Below are 21,109 nucleotides of genomic sequence, written 5' to 3'. Positions count from 1 at the left end.
CAAAATTCTGGAGATATTAAGAAACGAAGGGCAGCATTGGGCCATTGAGCGCTTCACTTAAATGCTGAAACTCCTCCACCGACAGCGTTTCCGCTCGCCTGGTTAAGGTGATACCTGTACGAACTTGAGCACTTTCTAAACAGGTCAAAGAAAAACCCGCTCCGCGTAATGCATTGAGGAGGGTTTTTCGGCGTTGACCAAATGCCGCCCGCACCACCAAAGCAAACACGTCAGCTTCCTGAGCAGAATAAGGCTGATGAACACGAATATCCAACCGCACCACTCCCGAATCTACATCAGGAACGGGGCGGAAGCATTTTCGAGACACGGGGAAACCGAAACGGACATCGGCCAAACGTTGGGCCATAACGGATAGCACACCATAGTCTTTAGTATTGGGTTTGGCAGTTAACCGCTTGGCGACTTCCAGTTGAACAGTTAAGACCATTCGACGGATCTTTGGCCGGGCTTCTAACAACCGGAACATAATGGGCGTTGAAATGTTATAGGGCAAATTAGCCACTACCACAGCAGGCTCTGGTAGTTGATTGAAGGGAAAGCGGAGTGCATCGTGTTCTTGAATATCAAGGTTCGAACATTCCGCAAATTCCTCTTTCAAGAAATCCACCATACGGGGATCAACTTCCAAGGCTAACACCCGCTTCGCCGATTGGCATAACAATCTGGTCAATGCGCCGCCACCCGGTCCAATTTCACAGACATATTCATCGGGCTGGAGGTCCGCCAGATTGATAATTTTTCGAAGTAAATTTGGGTCAATAAGGAAATGCTGACCGAGCCGTTTGCGCGGATAAGGAGGAAGGGGTGCCATTATAGACGGTGAGAAAAATGAGAAGGTTCAACCTGGGGCTTCATATGGGAAGGAGGCATCAGGGGATACCGGTGGTCTGAATGTCCTTAACCAACTTCTTAAGGTGCCGACGGCACATGTCCACTTCATCGGCTAATTCATCAAACACATCGCCCACAAAATAGGTGGTTTCCAGCCATTCCTTGGTAATGTGCTGAAGATATGCCTGACTCACATAAGGTTCCAAACCATTAACCACTTTTCTCTTCCACTTGGTGACATGGTCTTTTCCCTGCACCGCATTGAGGGCCTTTTCCGCCTGTGCGTGAATAGTGGTGATTTCCTCTATTTGACTCTGAATATAGGCCAATAACTCTGAGGTTTGATCGGTCATCATTGGATCCTTTTCCACCAAAACGGGTCATACGAAAACGCCTGGCACTAGAACCCTGCCGGTGCCACAAATATTTACCACATGATTACACCGCCAAATCGTCATGCTTCCCCATTGAAAAGGTCATGCCGATGGTAACTCGATGCCCGGCTAGATAGTCAGAAACGTGCATGAGTTTTTTATTTTCCGGTTGAATCTCCAAAAGGTTCAAACTTCCCTGACCAGTTTGAACACGGATCGTCTGTTTCGTGACGGCAGTAATTGTACCTGGAGCCTGAGAAATGTCATGGGCAGTGTGCCGGATACCTGGTTCTTGTTCTTCAACTTGGACTTTCCAAATCCCCCACCGTTCACCCTCCAGGAACGTATACACACCAGGCCAGGGCGACAGTCCGCGAATGCGGTTGGCGAGGGTTCGCGCCGGGAGCTCCCAATTCATCAATCCATCTTCTTTGGTTAAGATAGGCGCCATAGTCGCCGCCGAATCATCTTGGGAGAGAGGGGGCATTGTGCCCGCGATCCATCCACGTAGAGTCCCGACCAGAAGGGCTCCGCCAACCTGAGCCATTCGTGGAGCTAACTCTCCTGAGGTTTCGTCCTGCCCAATAGAAATTTCTTCCTGTTGAAGAATAGCTCCCGTGTCCATCCCTTCATCCATAAGCATAATGGTAACTCCGGTCTTCACCTCTCCCTGGATCACAGCCCATTGAATGGGTGCAGCACCCCGATACTTCGGGAGAAGGGACCCATGCACATTCAGACATCCTTTCGGGGGAAGATCAAGAATGGGTTTGGGTAAAATTCGGCCAAACGCAGCAACCACCACTACTTCAGGCTCCCATGCTCGAAGAGTTTCCAGTAATTTGGGATCCTTCATTCTTTCAGGCTGCACCACCGGGATATTTTGTGACAATGCAAGCGCCTTTACCGGCCCCACTTGAACTTTCTTCCCACGCCCACTCGGTCGGTCAGGCTGACACACGACCCCGACGACAGAAAATTCTGACTTCAATAACTGCTGAAGGGTGGGAACCGCAAAGTCTGGTGTGCCCATAAACACGATGCGCATGACTAATTTCCTTAACACCGGATAACGAAGTAAATCAATTGAACAGGATATAGCTTGCTGACTCTTCAGGACAACAACTACCCACCCCGCTTGCGATTCAAAGCCTCTCATACTGCCATGACCACGTGCATTGACTCCCTTTCAATTACTGTGATAGAAGCCCACGCGGGGGCACATTCTGGTATTTTCGATGCCTTTAAATATATAGGAATGGATCGCGAGCATGGGTGGACATAGTCATTGGTCAACAATTAAGCGCCACAAAGGCGCACAAGATGCCAAGCGGGGGAAAATTTTTACCCGCGTGATCCGTGAGATTTCCATTGCCGCTCGTAGTGGCGGCGACCCGGACGGCAATCCTGCCTTACGCCAAGCTATTGCAAAATCCAAAGAAGTGAATATGCCTGCCGATACGGTCAAACGGGCTATTCAGCGAGGGACCGGAGAACTTCCGGGAATGCAATTCGAAGAGTTTATGTTGGAGGGCTATGGACCAGGAGGCACGGCACTTCTTCTAGAAATTTCGACCGACAAACGTAATCGGACGGTAGCCGAAGTTCGAAATATTCTCACCAAAAATAACGGGACAATGGCCGAAGCCGGCGCAGTCGCCTGGCAATTCCAAAAAAAAGGGTTACTGGTTATCGAAAACCAGGCGGTGACTGAAGAACAACTATTCGAGCTGGCACTGGAAGCCGGAGCTGAAGACGTAAAACAAACTCCCACCGGTTTTGAGATCATTTCTGAACCAGCAAATTTTGAAGCCGTCAAAGAAGCAATACAGAAGGCTCAGATTGAAACCAGTCTGTCCGAGCTGACCTTCATCGCACAAAACCACATTCAACTGGAAGGCAGAGATGCAGAGCAAGCCCTAAAACTCATGGATCTTCTGGAGGAGAACGAAGACGTGTCCAAGGTCCATGCCAACTTTGAAATATCTGACGAATTGATGGAGAAAATGGCTGCAGAAAGTGCCTAGGAGGCTGCCCGATATTAGACTGATCTACCGCGGAAGCAGTGGACTACTCCAGATTTTCAGATCCGTTTCGTCCAATTATCCAGCGATTCGCTTCAAACGTTCCAAACGCCTGACTCAAACAAGCAGAGCCTCGTTATGATCGCTAATCTCGGACAGGCTCTCTGCCTTCTGGGTTCCACTCTGCTCTTGCTTGGCATTATCCTTCATAATTCCTACTCTGCTCCTTCACAATCGCTTCACCAATTGCAGAAAGTGTGAGTTTCGCACAATCATGATCGCCTCACTGTCAGGAACTCTCATTTCCAAAACGCCACAAGACGCCGTAATTTCTGTGCAGGGCGTGGGCTATCACGTGTTTATTGCCCTTTCCACCTATTTCAGCCTTCCTGAAATCAATTCCACCGTGCAAGTTTTTGTCTCCACCCACTTGCGGAATGACACCATTCAGCTTTTTGGATTTTCCACCACTGAAGAGAAACAAGCTTTTTCACTGCTTACCACCATTAGCGGTGTCGGACCCAAACTCGCCCTGAGTGCGTTATCGACCCTTTCCATCCCAGATTTGTGTACAGCAATTGAAACCGGTGATCTTGAAACCTTAGCTTCCATTCCCGGAGTTGGGAAAAAATCGGCGAGTCGAATCGTGCTGGAGTTAAAAGACAAAACCAATCGCATCATGCTTCCGGATTCCCACAAACCCTCGCCAACTCCGACCGAACCGACCAACATTCTCCAGGAGGAAGCCGCCTCCGCCCTCATCAATTTGGGATATCGCGCCACAGAAGTCAACAAAGCCATGAGTCTCGCGACGGCTAAATTGGACGAAGCCTACGAACTCGAAGACCTCATCCGCACAACCCTCAAAGAATTAGCCAAAGGCTAAGAGCAGGCGTTTCTTCTCACACTTAAAAAATTGTTGATTACCCACCAGCATTGATCCAAAGGCCAAGTTCCTAGATACGGAGTCCTTAATAGATTTGAAATATAGTCATTCCTATAAACTTCCATATTGTTCGGGGGAAATTACCTGTGTATGGCTCAATGACAGAAACGGAGAATTCTTAACCTGTATTCGAGATGCCGGGTTTCGGCCCGGCAGCCGAGGTCCTTTTGGTTCGGCAAAAGGACCCAAAACCATTGGCGCCCCGCCCAGTCACATCAGAGTGGACGGACGCAAGCCACAGGAGGGCGGACCAACTCGCTGCACTCAAACAGGCCCCGCCGAGTGATGTGAGCGTCCGACCAGGGAAACGGACGGCAGGCCGTCGGACAAAGGGAGAGAGAGGGGCCCAAGGGTATTCTATGGGAATGGCAGCGTCTACTATCATGATCAAAAACGAAAAGCCTTTGGTAATTATTTGGAATAACTATAAATTATGGACTTGCGCCAGTTTCGTGGGCGGGTTCTTAAAGAAGGAATAGCGAAATTACATGCCTTGAGGGTTCGTGTCGGGCAGAAGTTACCGCTTATCCTGAGACCTTCGGCGAGAGCCCCACACCCAGCGGCATGGGACTCTCGCCGATTCACAACTTACATTCTCAATGCAAGCTGACTGGCAAAGCGCTGGATTGGGCTTCCAACTTTGCCAGACGAGCCTGAAGCGCTTGAAGTTGTTGAGACTGGGTTTGCACCAGCGTCACCTGCTCCCGAAGCTCGGCGATCTGCTGTGTTTGAATGAGCGCCTTCTGATGCTGCTTTTGCAGTTCATTGAGCAGCATTGTGGTCAATTTCTGGTACTGTACCGTTTGGACTTGGCCATCTTTGCCATAGACCACCAAATCCGGATAGATCTCCGCCACTTCCTCGGCAATCAACCCATACTGCAGCGGCTTCGCCCCATTAGCGTATTCCTTTTTGTAGCGGAAGGTGACGGCCCGTAACTGCAACAAACCAAGGCTTGCCGCATCCATATCCTGAATGTCCTCCTTAAACCGACGAGAAGAGGACACCGTCCCCAGTTGTCCATTAGAGTCGATCACTACGGTAACGGCTGCCCCTCCTGTCGTCACCCCACTGATGCCCGCAATAAATGCGCTCGTTTGTGAGTTAGCACCAATGCGAGTGGTACCGGATTCGCCCGCAACTCCGAGATTGTTCACATAAATATTGTTACTACCAGTTGCGTTAAATCCCGCACTATACCCTAAGGCAGTGTTACCAGTTCCTGTAGAGTTCTCAAGCGCAAATGCCCCAACAGCAGTGTTAGTGCTACTTGTTGTATTATTGCGGAGCGCCTTCAGCCCCACCGCAGTGTTCGAAGCCCCGCTGGTGTTAAATTGGAGAGCACTTCTTCCTAAGCCAGTATTGAAGTTCCCAGTGCTGGCAGCAAGCGCTTCTGCTCCGACAGCTGTCAATTCCGCACCGCTCGAATTCACTCCAAGTGCGCCAGCTCCGAGAGCCGTGTTTGCCGACCCTGTGGAATTACCGTCAAGAGCACCAGTCCCAACAGCAGTATTGATATTGCCAGTAGTGTTAGTTTTTAGAGCACCCTGCCCAACAGCCGTGTTGAAACTAGCCGTGTTGTCACTAAGTGCGTCTGAACCAATAGCAGTATTTGCGCTGCCAGTGAGGTTGTCCGTGAGTGCGAATGACCCAATGGCTGTATTGAATTGCCCCGTAGTGGTTAACCAAAGAGACCGCCGCCCTATGGCCGTATTGTTACTTGCAGTTGTATTGCCACCGAGGGCACCCTCACCAACAGCGGTGTTACCTGCGCCCGTAGAATTTCCGTCTAAGGCCAAGGTTCCAATGGCCGTGTTAAAGCTTCCTGTCGTGTTCTGGCGCATCGCCTCGGCTCCCATGGCGGTGTTGAATGTTCCAGTAGTAGTGTTTTGAAGCGCCACCGCACCGTTGGCAGTATTTCTATCAGCCGTATTGTTTTGAAGTGCACTAATTCCCGTAGCTGTGTTGAGATTACCGGAGGTATTGTCACGAAGGGCCCCCGCGCCCACGGCGGTGTTCGACAACCCGATGTTATTGAGCAAGGCATTCACTCCTAAGCCGGTGTTGTTGCCCCCTGCGTTATCATCCGTGATGAGATGTGCAACATCTTCATCGGTCAGACTTTCATCCAAGACCTTCGCCCCAATGACCGAATCATTGGCCAATTCCCCGGTATTCACGGCACTGACGCCGATATCCGTCGAAGTGATGGAATCATCAACAATCGTATTTGAATCAACAGAATTTAATGCCAGTTTCGTGGCATCGACCGACGCGTTGGCCAATTTTGCGGTGCTGATACCGCCAGATCTGACCGCGACGGTCGGATTGGCGGGATCGGTGTCATCCACGGTAATAGAGGTATCCCCCGCTGTGACACTTTCCACGCCCCCGCCCCCGACTTGATCCCCTGCGCCAATCGTCAAATCATATTCATCATGCTTGCTCTGACCGCTTCCGGTCGTGACGGTGAGGAGGTAGTCCCCAGGAGCAATTGCCTCAGGATATGAAGCAACGATGTTTACATTTGATGGCGCCCCTTGAATGGTCAACACGCCAAATTCACCGAGTGTGACCAATAAGTCCGAAAGGTTCACAAAATCAAAGTCTTGGCCGGTAATGGTAAACGTGGTTAATCCGGGAGGGCCTTCATCCACAACCACGACCACTTCCTTGATAAGCAGGTGATTCCCTGGGGCGCTAGGGTCAGGTTTGACAGCTAAGGCTAATGAAGTCCAGTCGATCAGCATGGCCAATGCGAGCAGGCTGATAAAATTAATTGTGGTTCTTGAACAGAACTGGGAAACAGTCATAAAATCCCCCCTTTTGTATAAGGTTTAGGATTAATGGGTAGATAACAAAACAATCTGAGGTTTTGTTTGCCCGAGCCTGTGATGAATAAAAAAATGCCTTCCCAGACCATAGTGGTCCAAGAAGGCATGACGAACTTGTGCCGAGCACTGATAGAGATACGATGATTTGGGGTCCGGCCCGCCCCTGGTCCATTTCACCTTTCCTTGATCTGTCGTATTAGGTTTCCAAATGCGTGTCTATCGTATCTCCCGACTTGCGTTATTGAAGATTTATCTCAGTCTGCCCCAAAAAAAAGAGCCTTTCGGGAATTAATTCACGAAAGACTCTTTTGCGAACTTACCCTTATAAAAAATTTATGTCAACCTATGTTTTGTGATGGCACGACATAGATATTTTCAGACAACACTTAAAGAATATATGTTGTGGTGTCAGATTTTTTCTCTATGCCCACACCCACGTAATGGAAAGTTCGCTTCCTCAGTTGAACTCGCTCCTTAAGGTAGAGACAGAGCAGAGCCCATGAGCAGCGGCCAAGAGCCGAATGGGAGCATGGCAAAAGGACATGGAATAAATTTTTTCCTAGGTATAGCAGAGCAGACTCGGCAAGGTGTTTCTGGTGTAGGGTACGAATCAAAGGGAGTAAAGTTTAATGACGTCTGGGGGATTTCTGAATGTACGCCGAATGAAATATACCAGGCTTTTGGGTGAGGAACGCAGTTGGTTGATTTCAGGACAGGCTAGAGGGTTTCACGGATTTTTTGACCGTTGTAGCCGCTTTCGAGGACGCGCTTAAAAAAGCGCAATACATCAGCTAAGTCAAACCAAAAACCGCAATTGATACATTTCGCATTGAACCGGCGTGACACTCGGGTGTACTGACGTTCAACTAACATGGTTCCTTGGCATCTGAGGCACGTCATAACGATACAGACCTACTCTTGATTAAGAGCCCTCCGTGGGCGAATGGAGGTTACAAGTTGCCTAGCGAAGTCGATTTAAAATGACTGCGACACAGCCCGCAAGAACGCCACCTCCAAAAACCGTCAGTCCCATGGAAAGTATTCCTTCCCAGGTCCCGGAATACGACGAACCATAAATCAGATCTCTCATGCCTCCCTGAACAAGCAAAACAGCTAAGGTCAAAAGAGACCCCATTCCAAACCACCAGCCAAAAGTTCGCACATTCTCCTCACAAGGCTGAATCACGCTTTGGACCGGCGTTACGCCTCTTCATGAAAGGCAAAGGTACTGTAAACATTGCAGAAATCGAGTGTCAAGAACATCACATTTGAAGAAGGATTCAAGATGGAGTGGCCGGCAATTGGCCCTTCCGGATATTCAACCCGTGATGTAAAAAAATAGAGACATTACTTGAGGCATTATTCACGACCGCCAATCCCGGTTCTTCCCCCCGATCTGTGGCAATCGAGAGGGTGGTTAATGCAAAGGGGGCATGCGGAGTGGGATAATCTCTTGGAGGATAATGAAAGGTCCCATCGCCCTTCCCAAATAGCAATGAAATACTTCCGGATTGAATATTGGCAACGGCCACATCCGGAACTTTGTCGCCGTCAAAATCCTGAGCCACTCCAAAATTTGGACCGGCATCACCGCCCGACTCTCTTCCCTCCTGAAAAGTCCCATCCCCGTTTCCTAAAAACACGGTAATCGTGTTCATTTCACCGTTAATCACGAGAAGATCGATGGCTCGATCAGTATTGAAGTCTCCAAAGGAGACCGCCAATGGCCGCTTGCCAGTTCGATAGTCGGTTGGAGCTTGGAAGGTGCCATCCCCCAAACCCAGCCAGATCGACACCGCATGACTCATCGGCCCTCCATTGGTCACGGCCAAATCCAAATGTTTATCCCCATTCAAATCTTCGGTAGCCACAGAGGTAGGTGTATCTCCATATTCATATAACGGTCCCAATCGAAATTTGCCGTTCCCCATCCCCAACAGGATTTGGATTTTGTCGTTGCGGAGGGCCACCGCTAAATCAGGAAGAAAATCTTCATTAAAATCTCCTGTGGCAATACTCACTGGCGTACGATGAACCAGGTATTGGGACCCACGCAAAAAAGTGCCATCGCCTTGTCCCAAAAACACAAGAGCATGATTATCCCCGGAGCACGCCACAACGAAATCCGGCACGTGGTCCAGATTAAAATCATCCACAGCCACATTCCTCGGCTCCTGGCAGGCAGAAATCGTTTTTTGGTCCTGAAAACTCCCGTCCCCCTTTCCCAAGAGCAGTGACAGGGAATTTCCCTGAATATTGCTGGTAATCAAATCCGTAAACCCATCACCGTTAAAATCACTGGCCCGGATTGACGTAGGGTTTTTACCGACCGGAATATCTAAATAATGATAAATCAGATCAGGAGGATTGTACTCTTCACGGGTAGGACAACCGACCAAAGACAGCAGGCCCAAAAGGCCCAGAGGAATGACAAGTCGAGCCCACAAAGATTGACTGGAATTCAATTCTTCTTGCCTTTCTCCAGAATGTGTGGGTTGAGAGAGTGCAATTATAAATGCAGGATAAACCATGCCCAGTGCCTCGAGTATACGGATTTTTCCAAATGATGTAAAACCCGCTATTAGCCAGAGAAATCCTCTTTTTCTACCGGGCTACAGACCCTGCCAGAGGCAATTTTGTAGAGGTATGACCTTCGCACACTGGATGACTCGCCTCTCTTTATGGTATAGAGGTTCCTTGTCGTTTTGTCTGTTTGTAAGGAGGAAATCATGGCCGAAGAAAAGCAGAAAATTGATCTAAGCATGTATGGGGTAGCCGAGATCATAAAATGGTGCATTACCCGCAACAACGGACGTATTCCAGGAACTGATACCGCCGCCTTCAAAGCACTTCAGGCTGCACTGGCGGAGAAGCCAACCACAGGCGATTATTTTACGCTGGATCAATTTTGGAAAACACGGAAAGTCTTTGAATTTACCAGAGATGAGGTAGCCGTGGTTGATCGATGTCTTTATGATCTCCCGAATTTTGACGGCGCTCAGCTACCACAAATTCGATACAAGTTTTGGCCAGAGGCTGTCTGTTCACAATAGGATGACATCAGGCCCCATACCTCCTGAACATATTGTTATCTCCTTCGATCGCCTGTCTCCTCCAGACAATCCTTGTCTTCAGGCCTAGAATGGGCGCAATAACGCTTCCCGGCGGCCAAAATCAAGCTAGGGATGGACGGCTCAAACCAGCAATTCTGGTATACACCTGTACATTGGGATTAGAGACACCTGGGAAACGTGGGGAGTGAAAACCGCCAAAGCAGTCCTCTTCAGACCCCACATGTGTGGATTCCTCATTTGGTTAGAGTGGCCTTTTACAGTTTCAACTCGCGGATTATTCCACCATACCAACCAGGAACATGCCATCTTTCCAGTAAACTCCACTCAGCAAGTTGTGAGGTATCCTACGTCGTTTTGAGGAATGAGGGAAAAAACCCTGCTGACTCAAAGCAAAAGGGGTGCTTACCCTTCTCCTTGAAGTAAATCTAGCGGAGAGAAATCATCGGTCAGAATCTGACCAGGAGCCAGAAGGACCGGCTCCTGTGACATGAAAAATGCAAACCCTTCTGGCGGAAATCGATCACGATTCATCTGACGAGCCAGAACATCCAAAAACTGCGAATCACGCATGACGGAGACAGGTTTCCCACCAAAAAAAATCAGGTTCACGGAACCTTTTTTTGTATCTAACCATTCAGGACCCGCGACACCGTAGGACACCACATCAGGAAATGCCAGTTGCATCGTGGTCAACACCGCTTGTGCACGACGAACATTCGCGGGCGAATCGGAAGAGGCCAGATTAACAGCAACCGCGCCTTCTGGGTGCACATGCTTTCGTAATTCCTCAAAGAATTCCTGAGTCGTCACATGGAACGGAATGAGATGCCTGGCAAACACATCGACCCACACCACATCATACTGGAAAGGATTGTTTCGTAAAAACGTGCGGGCATCTTCCACATAAACATGATGGTTGAGGGGTGGCGTATAACCAAAATACCGTTCAGCGGCCCGAACAACAGACGGATCCATTTCGACCACATCTAATTCCAAATCCGGCCAGTTCTTCCCTAGCCACTTTGCCAATGATCCTCCGCCATGGCCTAAAATCAACCCTCGCTTAGGATTTTCGACAACTGGCAACACACCCATCATGACTTGGCTATAGGGCAAGGCAAGAGATTCCGGCGTCGCTTTCCACATCACCGCATGGAAGGTATTGTCCAGAATGAGATAACGGAATAAATCATTTTCACTCACTCTAACCTGTTGATACGGGCTGTCCTCCTGATAGATGGCCGGTGGCAAAATGCTGACCGGATGAAAACCCATCCAGGTCATTCCGGCTACTCCCGCAAGAAGCAGGGCCTGTAGACCCGGCTGGAGTATTCCAACTCTGAATGTCCACCAAAGACCAAGGCATATCTGAACCACGCCAAGGATAGCGACTAATGTAGCACTACCCAGCCAGGTTAAAAGATAAAAGGACGTCCCCCACGTTCCGATGAGGCTTCCGATGGTTGAAACCGCAATCATGCCACCGGTATGACGTCCCAGATGCCCCATATCCCCGATAGCCAAACGCAAGAGGGCCGGGAGAACGCCACTTAATCCAAATGCCGGAACCGCCAATAGCACACTGGCTGCAAAACATGGCCCCCAGCGAGGATCCTGAATCCATTGAGCCACTCCAAAAACTACGGGCTGCCCTACCCATGCCAATAACAGGGTCCAAGAGCCCGATAGCAACAACAGCCCGGCCAACACTCTATGGGGAGCATATCGATCAGCCAGCCAGCCTCCAGCGGCATATCCACTGCTCATGGCAGCCAGGACCACCCCGATCAGCGCGCCCCAGACAAATAGCGAACTGCCAAAAACCGGCGCGAGAAGTCGGCTTCCTAAAATTTCCAGCGCCATCACCACCGCACCCGTCGAGAACGCGGTCGCAAAGCACCACCATCGTGGCAGACTGGATTGAGTCAACGAGGATCTTGTCATAAGATGGAGAATTGGATGGACAAAAGGGAATTGATGCTAAAGCATGATTTAGAGGGTGTCAATTCAGAAACAAGCGAAAAAATCCGTATCCAGGCTCTGCGTGCGGACCCGGGCTTTTTATAACCCTTGAGCAAGACAATCGCCCTCTGACAACTGACAGGTGAAACAACTCAACCCTTTCCGGTAACATTCCGATTCGGATGTCCCAATCAGCTCAACCTCCACCAGCCCCGCCATCTCCACAAGGAGAGGCCCATCGTATTAGCCGGGCTGCCGGACTGATCGGCGGAGCCACTTTCTGCAGTCGGATTCTTGGATTTATTCGAGATGTCACTCTCGCCAATTTGTTTGGCGCCAACGCTTCAGCAGACGCCTTTTACATCGCCTATCGAATTCCTAATCTGTTGCGAGAACTTTTTGCGGAAGGATCCATGTCTTCCGCCTTTATCCCGGTGTTCACCGAATATCATTCGACCCGCTCCAAGCAGGAAACCTGGGAATTAGCCAGCGCAGCATTCACCACGCTCCTGACGCTCGTGACCCTTGTCACCTTAATGGGCATCGTTGCCGCTCCGAGTCTCGTCTGGCTTCTTGCGCCAGGCCTCCATGGTCAAGCGAATCAACTCGCCACGACCACGCTCCTCACGCAAATCATGTTTCCCTACTTACTCTTCGTGAGCCTTGCGGCCCTGGCCATGGGAATACTTAATTCCCTCCATTCATTTGCCGTTCCTGCCTTGGCTCCTGTCTTTTTTAATCTGTGTGTCATTTTCTTTGCAGTAGCCGTTTCCCCCTTATTTGATCAGGCGATTCTGGCTGTAGCCATTGGCATTGTGGTGGGAGGGCTCGCTCAATTCCTAATGCAATTACCCAGTTTACACAAGCATGATTTCCCATTGTCCTGGAATTTTCATCCGCGCCATCCCGGAGTGAAACGAATGGGTTTTCTGCTCATTCCTTCCTTGTTAGGCTTAGCTGTGACCCAAATCAATCTCACCATCAGCACGATTTTAGCTTCGTATTTTCAAGGGGGCCCCACGTATCTGTTTTATGGAATGCGCCTCATTCAATTCCCGTTAGGGATATTTGGTGTGGCAATGGCCACAGCCATTTTGCCAACCTTATCCGGCCAAGCAGCCCGTGGAGCCATTCATGAACTACGGGAAACGGTAAATTTCGGGTTACGCATGGTGCTCTTTATCATCCTTCCATCAATGGTTGGGCTGATCCTATTACGCATACCCATTATTCATGTGTTTTTCGAGCATGGCGCCTTTTCGTCCATGGACACAGTTGGAACCGCTTCGGCCCTTCTCGGATTTTCAATCGGATTGTGGGCATTCGCCAGTTATCGAATTCTGGCAACCGCGTTTTATTCCCTTCAAGATACGAGAACCCCCGCCATCGTGGCTGTGGCCTCGGTTGGCCTCAACATTGGGCTGTCATTATGGCTTATGCAATGGCTTCAATACACCGGGTTAGCTCTGGCGACCGCATGTGCCGCAATGGGGAACACCCTTATCTTACTGACCATTTTGGGGAACCGCCTTCAGGGGTTACTGTGGAAGACACTCGGCCTATCTCTGGTCCGCACAGGAATTGCCCTTCTCCCTCTCATTGCCGTTTCTCTCTGGATTGCAGGATTCCCGCTATGGCAGACAACAGGACAGAGCCTCGAAAAAGTTGCCTGGTTGATTGTGGCGCTTGTTGCAAGCACGATTGGATATTTTTCCGTTCACCATGTATTCAAATCAGAGGAGCTCACACACCTGACGCTCATGTTGCGACGAAAGATCCGCAAACCATCTTCTACAACGTAAGCATGCGGACGGACAGGCTTACCGTCATCATGCCCGGCTGTTTTTGAGATAGGCGATATCACGAAAGGTCTTATGATTGCCGTTATTCAACGCGTCACACAGGCTTCAGTCACGGTGGAAAGCCAAGTCATCGCCCACATCAACCGGGGGCTCGTCATTCTGCTAGGTGTGGCCCAAGGCGATACCGAACAAGACGTGTCCTTCATGGTCCAAAAAATTCCTCGCCTACGAATTTTCCCGGACCTACAAGGAAAAATGACCGATGCCCTCAAAAACATCAATGGCGAACTCCTCCTGATCTCTCAATTTACCTTACTGGCTAATACCGAAAAAGGACGACGCCCAAGCTTTGAATTGGCAGCGCCTCCGGAAGAAGCACGTGTGCGATACCAGGAATTACTGGAACAATTCCGAGCCCTCGATCTATCTGTCCAAGCAGGAATATTTGGCAAAACAATGGTCGTGTCATTGGACAATGACGGTCCAATGACCCTTATCCTGGACAGCAGGGCAGGCAAAGGAGTAAATAAGGTTAAGAACCTCTTACATCAGACCGATAGACATACATAGAAACCGACATACCCTGGCGAAGGGACATTCGGTGGAAAGAGAGGGAAGGGCATTGATGACACAAATCCCTGAACAACATCCTCTAAGGCAGTTATTTGGCCGGTTGACAGAACGAAACTTTTCCGAAGCATTGGGATGGCCAGATTTTCAAGTGACGGAATATGTTTCAAATCTGCTTCTCGAATTTATCCATATCGATCAACTCTCCCGTATTAAAGACCATGAGGGAGAACCTGTCGAAACAGTGGTGGAACTCCTGTACGCGGCCGAATCCCATAGCCAACAGTCTTCTGCTGAAAAAGAACGGGATATTCATCGTCATATTGGGGACCTGACCTTGTTTCTCGCCGGACTCTTCCCCGAATATTGCAAACGGATAAAATGCTCCGGACTTATTCACCACAAGGATTTTTTGGTGGATTACGTTAAAGCCGGCAAACGCTCCTACAGTATTGTCGCTACCCATCAAGATCCTCAGGGCAAAAACCCACCCGCACTCTTTCAAACGCTTTCAACGAATTTTGAACTCTGTGTCGCGGGCCTTGGTTTTGTCCGATTAGACCTGGATCGTTTTCAGGATCCTAACCTGAACCAAGCGCAAAGCCACCTTTTCCACTAAGCGCTATTCTTCCCGGCCGTCTCCTCAGCTCGTCCCTCAATATGATGCCCCACCTGGCGAACCCTATTCGCTGGCTCGCTGGATTTCCGGTATGGCTCGTCCCATCATCCACAGAATTTGCAAACCCGACAAAACCAGCCAAGTCAACAGCAATGTGACAGAACATCACTATTATCTTGAGGCCCTATGTTTTCCACTGGCATTTTCCCTTATTCCGCTTTCTCGCTTCGAGCCGGTCAATCAGGAGGACCGCTTTCGAATCAAAAGAAGAAAACCCAATTTTCCTCTCACGCCTATTCAGATGACATACAAATATGCCGAAATGCCTATAATCAGAAAACATCCCGGATATATCCTCGTGTGCATAGATCCCGTTAGTATGAAGATTTGCCGATCTTCGGATGCAGAGTCTTTCGAGACACTCGCGAAGGTCTTCTGACCAAGAGTGCGTTATGACACCAGAACTTGAAAAGAAATTACAAGCCTGCCCAAGTCTTCCAAGCCCGACTAACGTCGCCATACAAATCATCAACTTAGCCAATGAACCGGAAATCGACCTCTACAGTTTCACCAGAATTCTCAATTGTGACCCGGCACTGGCTAGTAAAATCCTACGAATCGCCAATTCTCCTTTATACCCATATTGCAAAAAGGTTGAAAGTCTTCAACAAGCAGTGTTGGTCCTTGGTCTCAACGCGACTATTTCTCTGGCCCTGTCCTTTTCATTAATGGAATCCCTACAAACCAGTCGGGGAACCGGCTTGGACTATGGGTTGTATTGGAAACGTGCACTTTTGGCGGGAACGGCTAGCCGTGCCCTTGGAACGGCCTGTGGGTTGGCTGAAATTGAAGAGTTATATCTTTCGAGTCTGATGCAAGATTTGGGAATGCTCGCCCTCGATCAGGTGTTCCCTGACCTCTACAATCCCCCTGACCTGGATCAAACATCCCATGCCAGTATCATCTCTCATGAATCCCAGCTCCTAGGAGTCAATCATGCTGCCGTGGGGGGTTGGCTCTTGACGCAATGGAATTTTCCGGATCGCCTCCGATTAGCCGTGGCTGGAAGCGATGACCCCTCTCGCATTCCACAAGGAGATGAACGCGCAAAATTTGTTTACTGTGTGTCGCTGGCAGGGAAAATTGCGGAAATCTTTTTACGCGACTCTCACGGCACCTACCTCCAAGCGGTCAGAGAGGATGCCCATACGTGGCTGAATCTCACTTCAGCAGGGCTCATGGAAGTTTTGGAAACAACGCAAGGGCTTCTTCCGGAAACAGAGAAAATATTCCGGACTGACTTGGAAACATGGACCGAACCTCAAGCCATTTTGGAGAAAGCCAGAGAGACACTTCTTCTCAGAAGCCTTCAAACTCTCAAGGAAGTTCAGGAGCTTCAACAGAATAACGCCGCCATGGAAGCCAAGTTCCACAATTTGGAAGAAATCCACCGTCACGACCCCCTCACCGGGGCATTGGCAAGAGCCTCCCTGGATAAATACTTAGAAGGCTCTTTTGAACAAGCTCTCGCCAAAAAAGAATGTTTGACGCTGGTATTTGGGGACTTGGATAAATTTAAATCCGTCAATGATTCCTATGGTCACCAGGCAGGGGATATGGTTCTTCAATCTACCGCCCATCTCTTACGATCGAACCTTCGCACGACCGATTCGGTCGGACGCTACGGAGGAGAAGAGTTCGTGCTCATTCTTCCAAAAGCCTCATCAACCACCGCCATCATGGTGTGCGAGAGAATCCTCTCAGCGTTTCGGGACACCACTCATGAAATAGCCGAAGACAGACGCATCAACGTCACCATTTCTCTTGGAATCGCAACCCACACGCCGGATCAACCCTATCCGACTGTCACCGATTTACTCCATGATGCAGATGAAGCCGTCTATTATTCTAAAATACATGGTGGCAACAGACACACCTCCTATGACAAAATACAAACTGAACAATCAATTTGAATGAATCGAGAAGAAAGCACGATTCGCCACCGAGATTGTGTAAATCCCTTCGCCCTTTGTCTAAGTCAACACCTATCCCCACACCCAGAGTCCTGATTCATGGGGGCGCAGGCTCCCGACAACCAACCCACAATCAGTCAGTTTGTCTGACAGAGGCACTCATGAAGGGATATGAATGCCTCAAGACAGGGCATTCATCATTAGATGCGGTAGAAACCATGATCCGTTACCTGGAGGAATCGGGACTGTTTAATGCCGGGCGAGGATCGCTTCGACAACTCGACGGGATTCAACGGATGGACGCATCAATCATGGAGGGCCAGACCATATCGGCTGGCGGTGTAGCAGGGCTGGAAGGATATCTTCATCCAATCTGCGCCGCGCGACGGATCATGACCGACACCGACCATGTATTGATAGTCGGCTCACATGCCAATCGATTGGCCGGACATTTTGGTTTAGCCCGATTGGTCCATTTGAAGGGTTCGACTCCATTGAGGAACAAAGGAAGTTCACGAAACACGATTAATCCTAAATCCCAAGCTCTTTACCGTCAGTTAGGATTGTATGACACCGTCGGTGCCGTCGCCTTGGACTGTGCCGGCCATCTTGCCGCAGGGGCCTCAACAGGGGGAGTTGCGGTCATGTTACCTGGCCGTGTCGGAGATACCCCCTTAATCGGCGCGGGAGTGTATGCCGATGATACCGCCGGTGCCATTTCCATGACGGGCTTAGGAGAATCCATCATACGAACCGGCATGGCCAAACATCTGGCTATCCTGCTGGAGCTAGGCTGGACACCCGCAAGAGCTGCCAACTATGCACTCAAGGCACTCGTCAGCCGAATACAGGGGGAGGCCGGATGCCTCATCCTTGATCGCACTGGCAAGTTTGCGATTCGGCATACCACCCCATGGATGAGCGCCGGCTATTGGAACGGCCGTGGTAAGCCTGTCGTCAAAAACCGCTTTCCCTGAAAGGGAGATTAATGCGCATTTTTTATTGAAACGCTCAATCTTAGCCGTTCATCCTGTTCATTGACGAATCGCACCATATTTTCATTGATCATCCGAAACATGCGATAATTCCTGAAGGAGTCTTTATATGTCCTCTTCCACCTTTCATCTCTCCATTCCGGTTAAGGATATCGAATCCACGAAAGAATTTTATGTTCAAGGACTGGGATGCGGCTCGGGCCGCCAGTCTTCCGTCGCCATCACATTAAATTTCCATGGCCACCAAATTGTGGCCCATGTGACCAAGGACCTTGGCCCCCAACAAACAAGCATTTACCCGCGACATTTCGGGTTAATCTGCCGGACAGAAGAGGAATGGAATGAACTTCGGCATCGGGCCCAAACGAATAGCTTCATATTTTTTCGTGAGCCCAGTCGACGTTTTCCTGGGACTCCTCTCGAACACTTAACGTTTTTCCTGGAGGATCCGTCGCATAATCTGCTTGAATTCAAATATTACTTCAATGCCAATGCCATCTTCGGGGAGGAGACTTTTTCCCAAATCGGGGACGCCCATGAACAGCATGGGTAAGAGTTTTTTCCTCACCTATGATTGTTTTTCAGGGCCACACTATCTGAGGGCTTGAAGCACTTCAGTAAAATGCCCGTTCACTTTGACCTTGGGAAATATGTTTCTTATGGTCCCGTCCTCATTAATCACCACTGTTGTTCGTTCAATCCCCATATATTTTCGGCCATACATGGACTTTTCTTTCCAGACCCCATAGGCCTGAATCATGGCCTTAGACTCATCACTTAACAAGGGAAAATTGAGTTGAAATTTATCGGAAAACTTCCGGTGAGATGAGACTGGATCCGCACTCACTCCGAACACGATGGCACCGCTCTTTCTCAATTCCTGAATACCATCCCGAAACGAACAGGCTTCTGTCGTGCAGCCTGGCGTGTCATCTTTCGGGTAAAAGTACACAACCACTTTTTTCCCTCGAAGCTCAGATGAATTCACAATGCGTCCAGTATCATCGGGAAGGGAAAAAGCAGGAGCAGGATCCCCAACCTGCAACTCAGACGTCGCCGCTGTGCGTGGACTCTGTTGAGGAGATTTTTTCGTTTTAGTGGTAGATGCCGTTTTGATTTTTGTTGAGGGATTTCGAGACCCTGAAGCCAGACCCTGACTCTTTGATGAGGAACGCTTGGGAGCTGCCTTCTTTTTTGCAGCTTCCTTTGGTTTTGATTGTAAGGGTCCCTTCTTCTTAGGCTGGGCCTTTTTTACTTTGGATGCCATAGAATCCTCCTCTCATGACAAGTGGGTAAAACATGCCGTGATAACTCGTTTTGTGAATGAAAGTACCCTGACTCAATATAGGAAAATCTCCTCATCTCCCTGGTAAAGACGGACCATTGTACAACGAAGAAGAGGCTTCATTCCTCCCTTTTTTCAAGGAAGCGAGCCACATGGCCTCCATCCTCGGGAAGAAACGGATCGCGTATAGCGTTGATGCCCTCGAATCCTCTGGGCAGACTATCCTTTGTACCGCCACCTCATTTGATCTCTCCAGACGATTAATTCTGATGAGCAACGCCAGAACACATTCTGAGTGGCCTAACCAGCACATGCATTCCTTATCCGGCTCCCACCTTAAATGCCCAAACGAATGCTCAGACTTGGGATTTCAACCCTACGTATGTTCCTATTTATCGTTCACCTGCCCATATCTGGCATTGGCAAAGTGGAGGGATCCCCCCTTCTTGGTCCTTTAAAGGCGCCATCATACCAGGAAGGAAAATGCTGACTGGGGTTATCAATTCGACTCAGGAAGGAACCAACGCTAGATCGGGGTTATAAGACATTTCTCCAGAGTCGGAGGATTTGAGTTGAAAGGCATTCCCGGAGCTTAGCCGATAGGCTTGTCAGCTCGGAAGGATGAAGAAGTCAAGGAAGTGTATTCACGAAGTCGCAATTCTAATGCTTGTATTTCTTCGTCTTTCTGTTTGAGATCCATAACCAGAAGATTATTCTGTACTTCGACATTCTGCAGCTCATTTTGCAAACTTTGTATTGCCGGATGCACCTGATCCAATTTTTCCTTGGTAGCTTGTAATTCCCGTCCGAGTCTTTCCTTCGTTTCCTGTAGATCACAAGCAATGGACTTTTTCGTTCTCTCCATGGTCGATAAGTCGTTCTCCAACATTTTCAGCCGATCTTCAAGCATCATCTTCTCTTCCCGGATAGACTGAACGAGGGTATGGACATCTTCAAGCAGATCAGCAAGGTCTTTCATTTCATTGATCCTCACAGCTCACAAACATTGCAACCGGTGACTTTATCTGGGGCTTTCTCCAGTCATGGTATCGGCCTATTTTTCCCCAATATTTAGTAGCCCTACGATTGTTGTTCAATTTTTTTGTTTGAATCGATCGCTCCCTACTGATAGATCTTCTCAGGAGGCATGGTTCAGTCACCCATTTTCGCCCCGGCATGTCTTTTTTTTGAAGTACGACTCATCATTTCTTGACAAGTGTTTCCTGTAAAATTTATATTACACATCATTCCTATCGTTTTAGTATGAATTAAAATATGAACAAGTTTCCGATTAAAGTCACCTATGGGATCATGGCCACAATCGAGCTAGCAAAGCAGGACAGGTCCATTCCGCTTCAAGCCAAAATCATCGCTCAGCGACAGGGCATACCCTCTCGCTTTATTGAGCAAATTCTTCAGCACTTGAAACAGGCCGGGATCATAAGGAGTCTTCGAGGAGCACAAGGAGGGTACACTCTGGCACAACACCCCAGTCAGATTTCCCTGGCAGATTTGGTAAATTCGATGAATGGATGGGCAACAGAAACATTAAGTCAAAATGGGTACTCGAATGGTCATACGGATAAACGAGAGATTCCCAACGCCTTACTTTCAAGTATTTGGCAACAAGTTCAAGAGGCGGAGCAGACAGTCCTTCGGGCCATTTCCTTAGAAAAATTAGTCGAACAATATCAAACGCTCGAAACCCAGCGCTGCGTAATGTATCATATTTAGCTTTCGCGAAGGATTGGCCATTTCGAGGTGGTAAAGAAATCCGTGACTCTTAAGCCAATGACAGA

Annotated in this window: 19 protein-coding genes; 10 read left to right on the top strand and 9 right to left on the bottom strand. The window is 49.1% G+C overall.

Annotated features, from left to right (window positions below; translation table 11 throughout):
- Positions 1-16: 16 nt before the first annotated feature.
- The 3 genes from rsmA to fmt form a co-directional block, all read right to left on the bottom strand.
- A complete protein-coding gene (rsmA, locus tag LX98_RS00660) occupies positions 17-832 on the bottom strand; it encodes a 16S rRNA (adenine(1518)-N(6)/adenine(1519)-N(6))-dimethyltransferase RsmA (protein WP_496427077.1) in 816 nt (271 codons plus the stop codon).
- 58 nt (positions 833-890) lie between these two features.
- Positions 891-1,208: a hypothetical protein gene (locus tag LX98_RS00655; protein WP_312742161.1), complete on the bottom strand. Its 318-nt coding sequence runs from the start codon at positions 1,206-1,208 to the stop codon at positions 891-893.
- A gap of 82 nt (positions 1,209-1,290) precedes the next feature.
- Positions 1,291-2,274, bottom strand: a complete 984-nt coding sequence (gene fmt / locus LX98_RS00650) for a methionyl-tRNA formyltransferase (RefSeq protein ID WP_496427076.1) — start codon at positions 2,272-2,274, stop codon at positions 1,291-1,293.
- 223 nt (positions 2,275-2,497) lie between these two features.
- Between fmt and LX98_RS00645 the strand changes: the two genes are divergently transcribed.
- The gene (locus LX98_RS00645) at positions 2,498-3,253 is read left to right on the top strand and encodes a YebC/PmpR family DNA-binding transcriptional regulator (protein ID WP_496427075.1); all 756 of its coding nucleotides are present in this window, start codon (positions 2,498-2,500) and stop codon (positions 3,251-3,253) included.
- A gap of 271 nt (positions 3,254-3,524) precedes the next feature.
- The gene (gene ruvA, locus LX98_RS00640) at positions 3,525-4,136 is read left to right on the top strand and encodes a Holliday junction branch migration protein RuvA (RefSeq protein WP_496427074.1); all 612 of its coding nucleotides are present in this window, start codon (positions 3,525-3,527) and stop codon (positions 4,134-4,136) included.
- A 656-nt stretch (positions 4,137-4,792) separates the two neighbouring features.
- Here ruvA and LX98_RS00635 read toward each other — a convergent pair.
- The 3 genes from LX98_RS00635 to LX98_RS00625 form a co-directional block, all read right to left on the bottom strand.
- Positions 4,793-7,009: a tail fiber domain-containing protein gene (locus tag LX98_RS00635; protein WP_496427073.1), complete on the bottom strand. Its 2,217-nt coding sequence runs from the start codon at positions 7,007-7,009 to the stop codon at positions 4,793-4,795.
- A 982-nt stretch (positions 7,010-7,991) separates the two neighbouring features.
- Positions 7,992-8,120, bottom strand: coding sequence for a hypothetical protein (locus LX98_RS00630; RefSeq protein ID WP_496427072.1), 129 nt, complete (start codon positions 8,118-8,120; stop codon positions 7,992-7,994).
- A 190-nt stretch (positions 8,121-8,310) separates the two neighbouring features.
- A complete protein-coding gene (locus tag LX98_RS00625) occupies positions 8,311-9,495 on the bottom strand; it encodes an FG-GAP-like repeat-containing protein (RefSeq protein ID WP_496427071.1) in 1,185 nt (394 codons plus the stop codon).
- 264 nt (positions 9,496-9,759) lie between these two features.
- Between LX98_RS00625 and LX98_RS00620 the strand changes: the two genes are divergently transcribed.
- On the top strand, positions 9,760-10,083 hold the full coding sequence (locus LX98_RS00620; RefSeq protein ID WP_496427070.1) for a hypothetical protein: 324 nt from the start codon (positions 9,760-9,762) through the stop codon (positions 10,081-10,083).
- 423 nt (positions 10,084-10,506) lie between these two features.
- Here the strand turns inward: LX98_RS00620 and LX98_RS00615 are convergent, their stop codons facing one another.
- Positions 10,507-12,033, bottom strand: coding sequence for a fused MFS/spermidine synthase (locus LX98_RS00615; RefSeq protein ID WP_496427069.1), 1,527 nt, complete (start codon positions 12,031-12,033; stop codon positions 10,507-10,509).
- Positions 12,034-12,248: 215 nt separating this feature from the next.
- Here LX98_RS00615 and murJ point away from each other — a divergent pair, with 215 nt between their 5' ends.
- The 6 genes from murJ to LX98_RS00585 all read left to right on the top strand — a co-directional run bounded on the left by murJ (position 12,249) and on the right by LX98_RS00585 (position 18,578).
- The gene (gene murJ, locus LX98_RS00610) at positions 12,249-13,868 is read left to right on the top strand and encodes a murein biosynthesis integral membrane protein MurJ (RefSeq protein WP_496427068.1); all 1,620 of its coding nucleotides are present in this window, start codon (positions 12,249-12,251) and stop codon (positions 13,866-13,868) included.
- A 72-nt stretch (positions 13,869-13,940) separates the two neighbouring features.
- Positions 13,941-14,438 carry a D-aminoacyl-tRNA deacylase gene (gene dtd, locus LX98_RS00605; protein ID WP_496427067.1) on the top strand — a complete coding sequence of 166 codons (498 nt, stop codon included), beginning with the start codon at positions 13,941-13,943 and terminating at the stop codon, positions 14,436-14,438.
- Positions 14,439-14,493: 55 nt separating this feature from the next.
- Positions 14,494-15,057, top strand: a complete 564-nt coding sequence (locus LX98_RS00600; RefSeq protein WP_496427066.1) for a hypothetical protein — start codon at positions 14,494-14,496, stop codon at positions 15,055-15,057.
- 452 nt (positions 15,058-15,509) lie between these two features.
- On the top strand, positions 15,510-17,030 hold the full coding sequence (locus LX98_RS00595) for an HDOD domain-containing protein (RefSeq protein WP_496427065.1): 1,521 nt from the start codon (positions 15,510-15,512) through the stop codon (positions 17,028-17,030).
- Positions 17,027-18,007 carry an isoaspartyl peptidase/L-asparaginase gene (locus tag LX98_RS00590; RefSeq protein WP_496427064.1) on the top strand — a complete coding sequence of 327 codons (981 nt, stop codon included), beginning with the start codon at positions 17,027-17,029 and terminating at the stop codon, positions 18,005-18,007. Before LX98_RS00595 ends, LX98_RS00590 begins: the two co-directional genes overlap by 4 nt.
- Before the next feature lie 127 nt (positions 18,008-18,134).
- Positions 18,135-18,578, top strand: coding sequence for a VOC family protein (locus LX98_RS00585; RefSeq protein ID WP_496427063.1), 444 nt, complete (start codon positions 18,135-18,137; stop codon positions 18,576-18,578).
- Between the two features lie 39 nt (positions 18,579-18,617).
- Here the strand turns inward: LX98_RS00585 and bcp are convergent, their stop codons facing one another.
- Positions 18,618-19,292, bottom strand: coding sequence for a thioredoxin-dependent thiol peroxidase (bcp, locus tag LX98_RS00580; RefSeq protein ID WP_496427062.1), 675 nt, complete (start codon positions 19,290-19,292; stop codon positions 18,618-18,620).
- Positions 19,293-19,902: 610 nt separating this feature from the next.
- Entirely contained in the window at positions 19,903-20,289 is a 387-nt protein-coding gene (locus tag LX98_RS00575; RefSeq protein WP_496427061.1) for a hypothetical protein, read from the bottom strand.
- Positions 20,290-20,585: 296 nt separating this feature from the next.
- On the opposite strand from LX98_RS00575, the gene LX98_RS00570 reads away from it, so the two are divergent.
- The gene (locus LX98_RS00570; protein ID WP_496427060.1) at positions 20,586-21,044 is read left to right on the top strand and encodes an Rrf2 family transcriptional regulator; all 459 of its coding nucleotides are present in this window, start codon (positions 20,586-20,588) and stop codon (positions 21,042-21,044) included.
- Positions 21,045-21,109 lie beyond the last annotated feature (65 nt).

The organism is Nitrospira marina, assembly GCF_059568365.1.
The sequence above is the reverse complement of the archived record's forward strand: the minus strand, read 5'-3'. Positions and strand labels throughout refer to the sequence as shown.

Excerpts from the sequence above, each read along its gene's own strand:
- rsmA (WP_496427077.1), bottom strand. The coding sequence starts at position 832 with ATGGCACCCCTTCCTCCTTATCCGCGCAAACGGCTCGGTCAGCATTTC.
- LX98_RS00655 (WP_312742161.1), bottom strand. The coding sequence starts at position 1,208 with ATGATGACCGATCAAACCTCAGAGTTATTGGCCTATATTCAGAGTCAA.
- fmt (WP_496427076.1), bottom strand. The coding sequence starts at position 2,274 with ATGCGCATCGTGTTTATGGGCACACCAGACTTTGCGGTTCCCACCCTT.
- LX98_RS00645 (WP_496427075.1), top strand. The coding sequence starts at position 2,498 with ATGGGTGGACATAGTCATTGGTCAACAATTAAGCGCCACAAAGGCGCA.
- ruvA (WP_496427074.1), top strand. The coding sequence starts at position 3,525 with ATGATCGCCTCACTGTCAGGAACTCTCATTTCCAAAACGCCACAAGAC.
- LX98_RS00635 (WP_496427073.1), bottom strand. The coding sequence starts at position 7,009 with ATGACTGTTTCCCAGTTCTGTTCAAGAACCACAATTAATTTTATCAGC.
- LX98_RS00630 (WP_496427072.1), bottom strand. The coding sequence starts at position 8,120 with ATGAGAGATCTGATTTATGGTTCGTCGTATTCCGGGACCTGGGAAGGA.
- LX98_RS00620 (WP_496427070.1), top strand. The coding sequence starts at position 9,760 with ATGGCCGAAGAAAAGCAGAAAATTGATCTAAGCATGTATGGGGTAGCC.
- murJ (WP_496427068.1), top strand. The coding sequence starts at position 12,249 with ATGTCCCAATCAGCTCAACCTCCACCAGCCCCGCCATCTCCACAAGGA.
- dtd (WP_496427067.1), top strand. The coding sequence starts at position 13,941 with ATGATTGCCGTTATTCAACGCGTCACACAGGCTTCAGTCACGGTGGAA.
- LX98_RS00600 (WP_496427066.1), top strand. The coding sequence starts at position 14,494 with ATGACACAAATCCCTGAACAACATCCTCTAAGGCAGTTATTTGGCCGG.
- LX98_RS00595 (WP_496427065.1), top strand. The coding sequence starts at position 15,510 with ATGACACCAGAACTTGAAAAGAAATTACAAGCCTGCCCAAGTCTTCCA.
- LX98_RS00585 (WP_496427063.1), top strand. The coding sequence starts at position 18,135 with ATGTCCTCTTCCACCTTTCATCTCTCCATTCCGGTTAAGGATATCGAA.
- bcp (WP_496427062.1), bottom strand. The coding sequence starts at position 19,292 with ATGGCATCCAAAGTAAAAAAGGCCCAGCCTAAGAAGAAGGGACCCTTA.
- LX98_RS00575 (WP_496427061.1), bottom strand. The coding sequence starts at position 20,289 with ATGAAAGACCTTGCTGATCTGCTTGAAGATGTCCATACCCTCGTTCAG.
- LX98_RS00570 (WP_496427060.1), top strand. The coding sequence starts at position 20,586 with ATGAACAAGTTTCCGATTAAAGTCACCTATGGGATCATGGCCACAATC.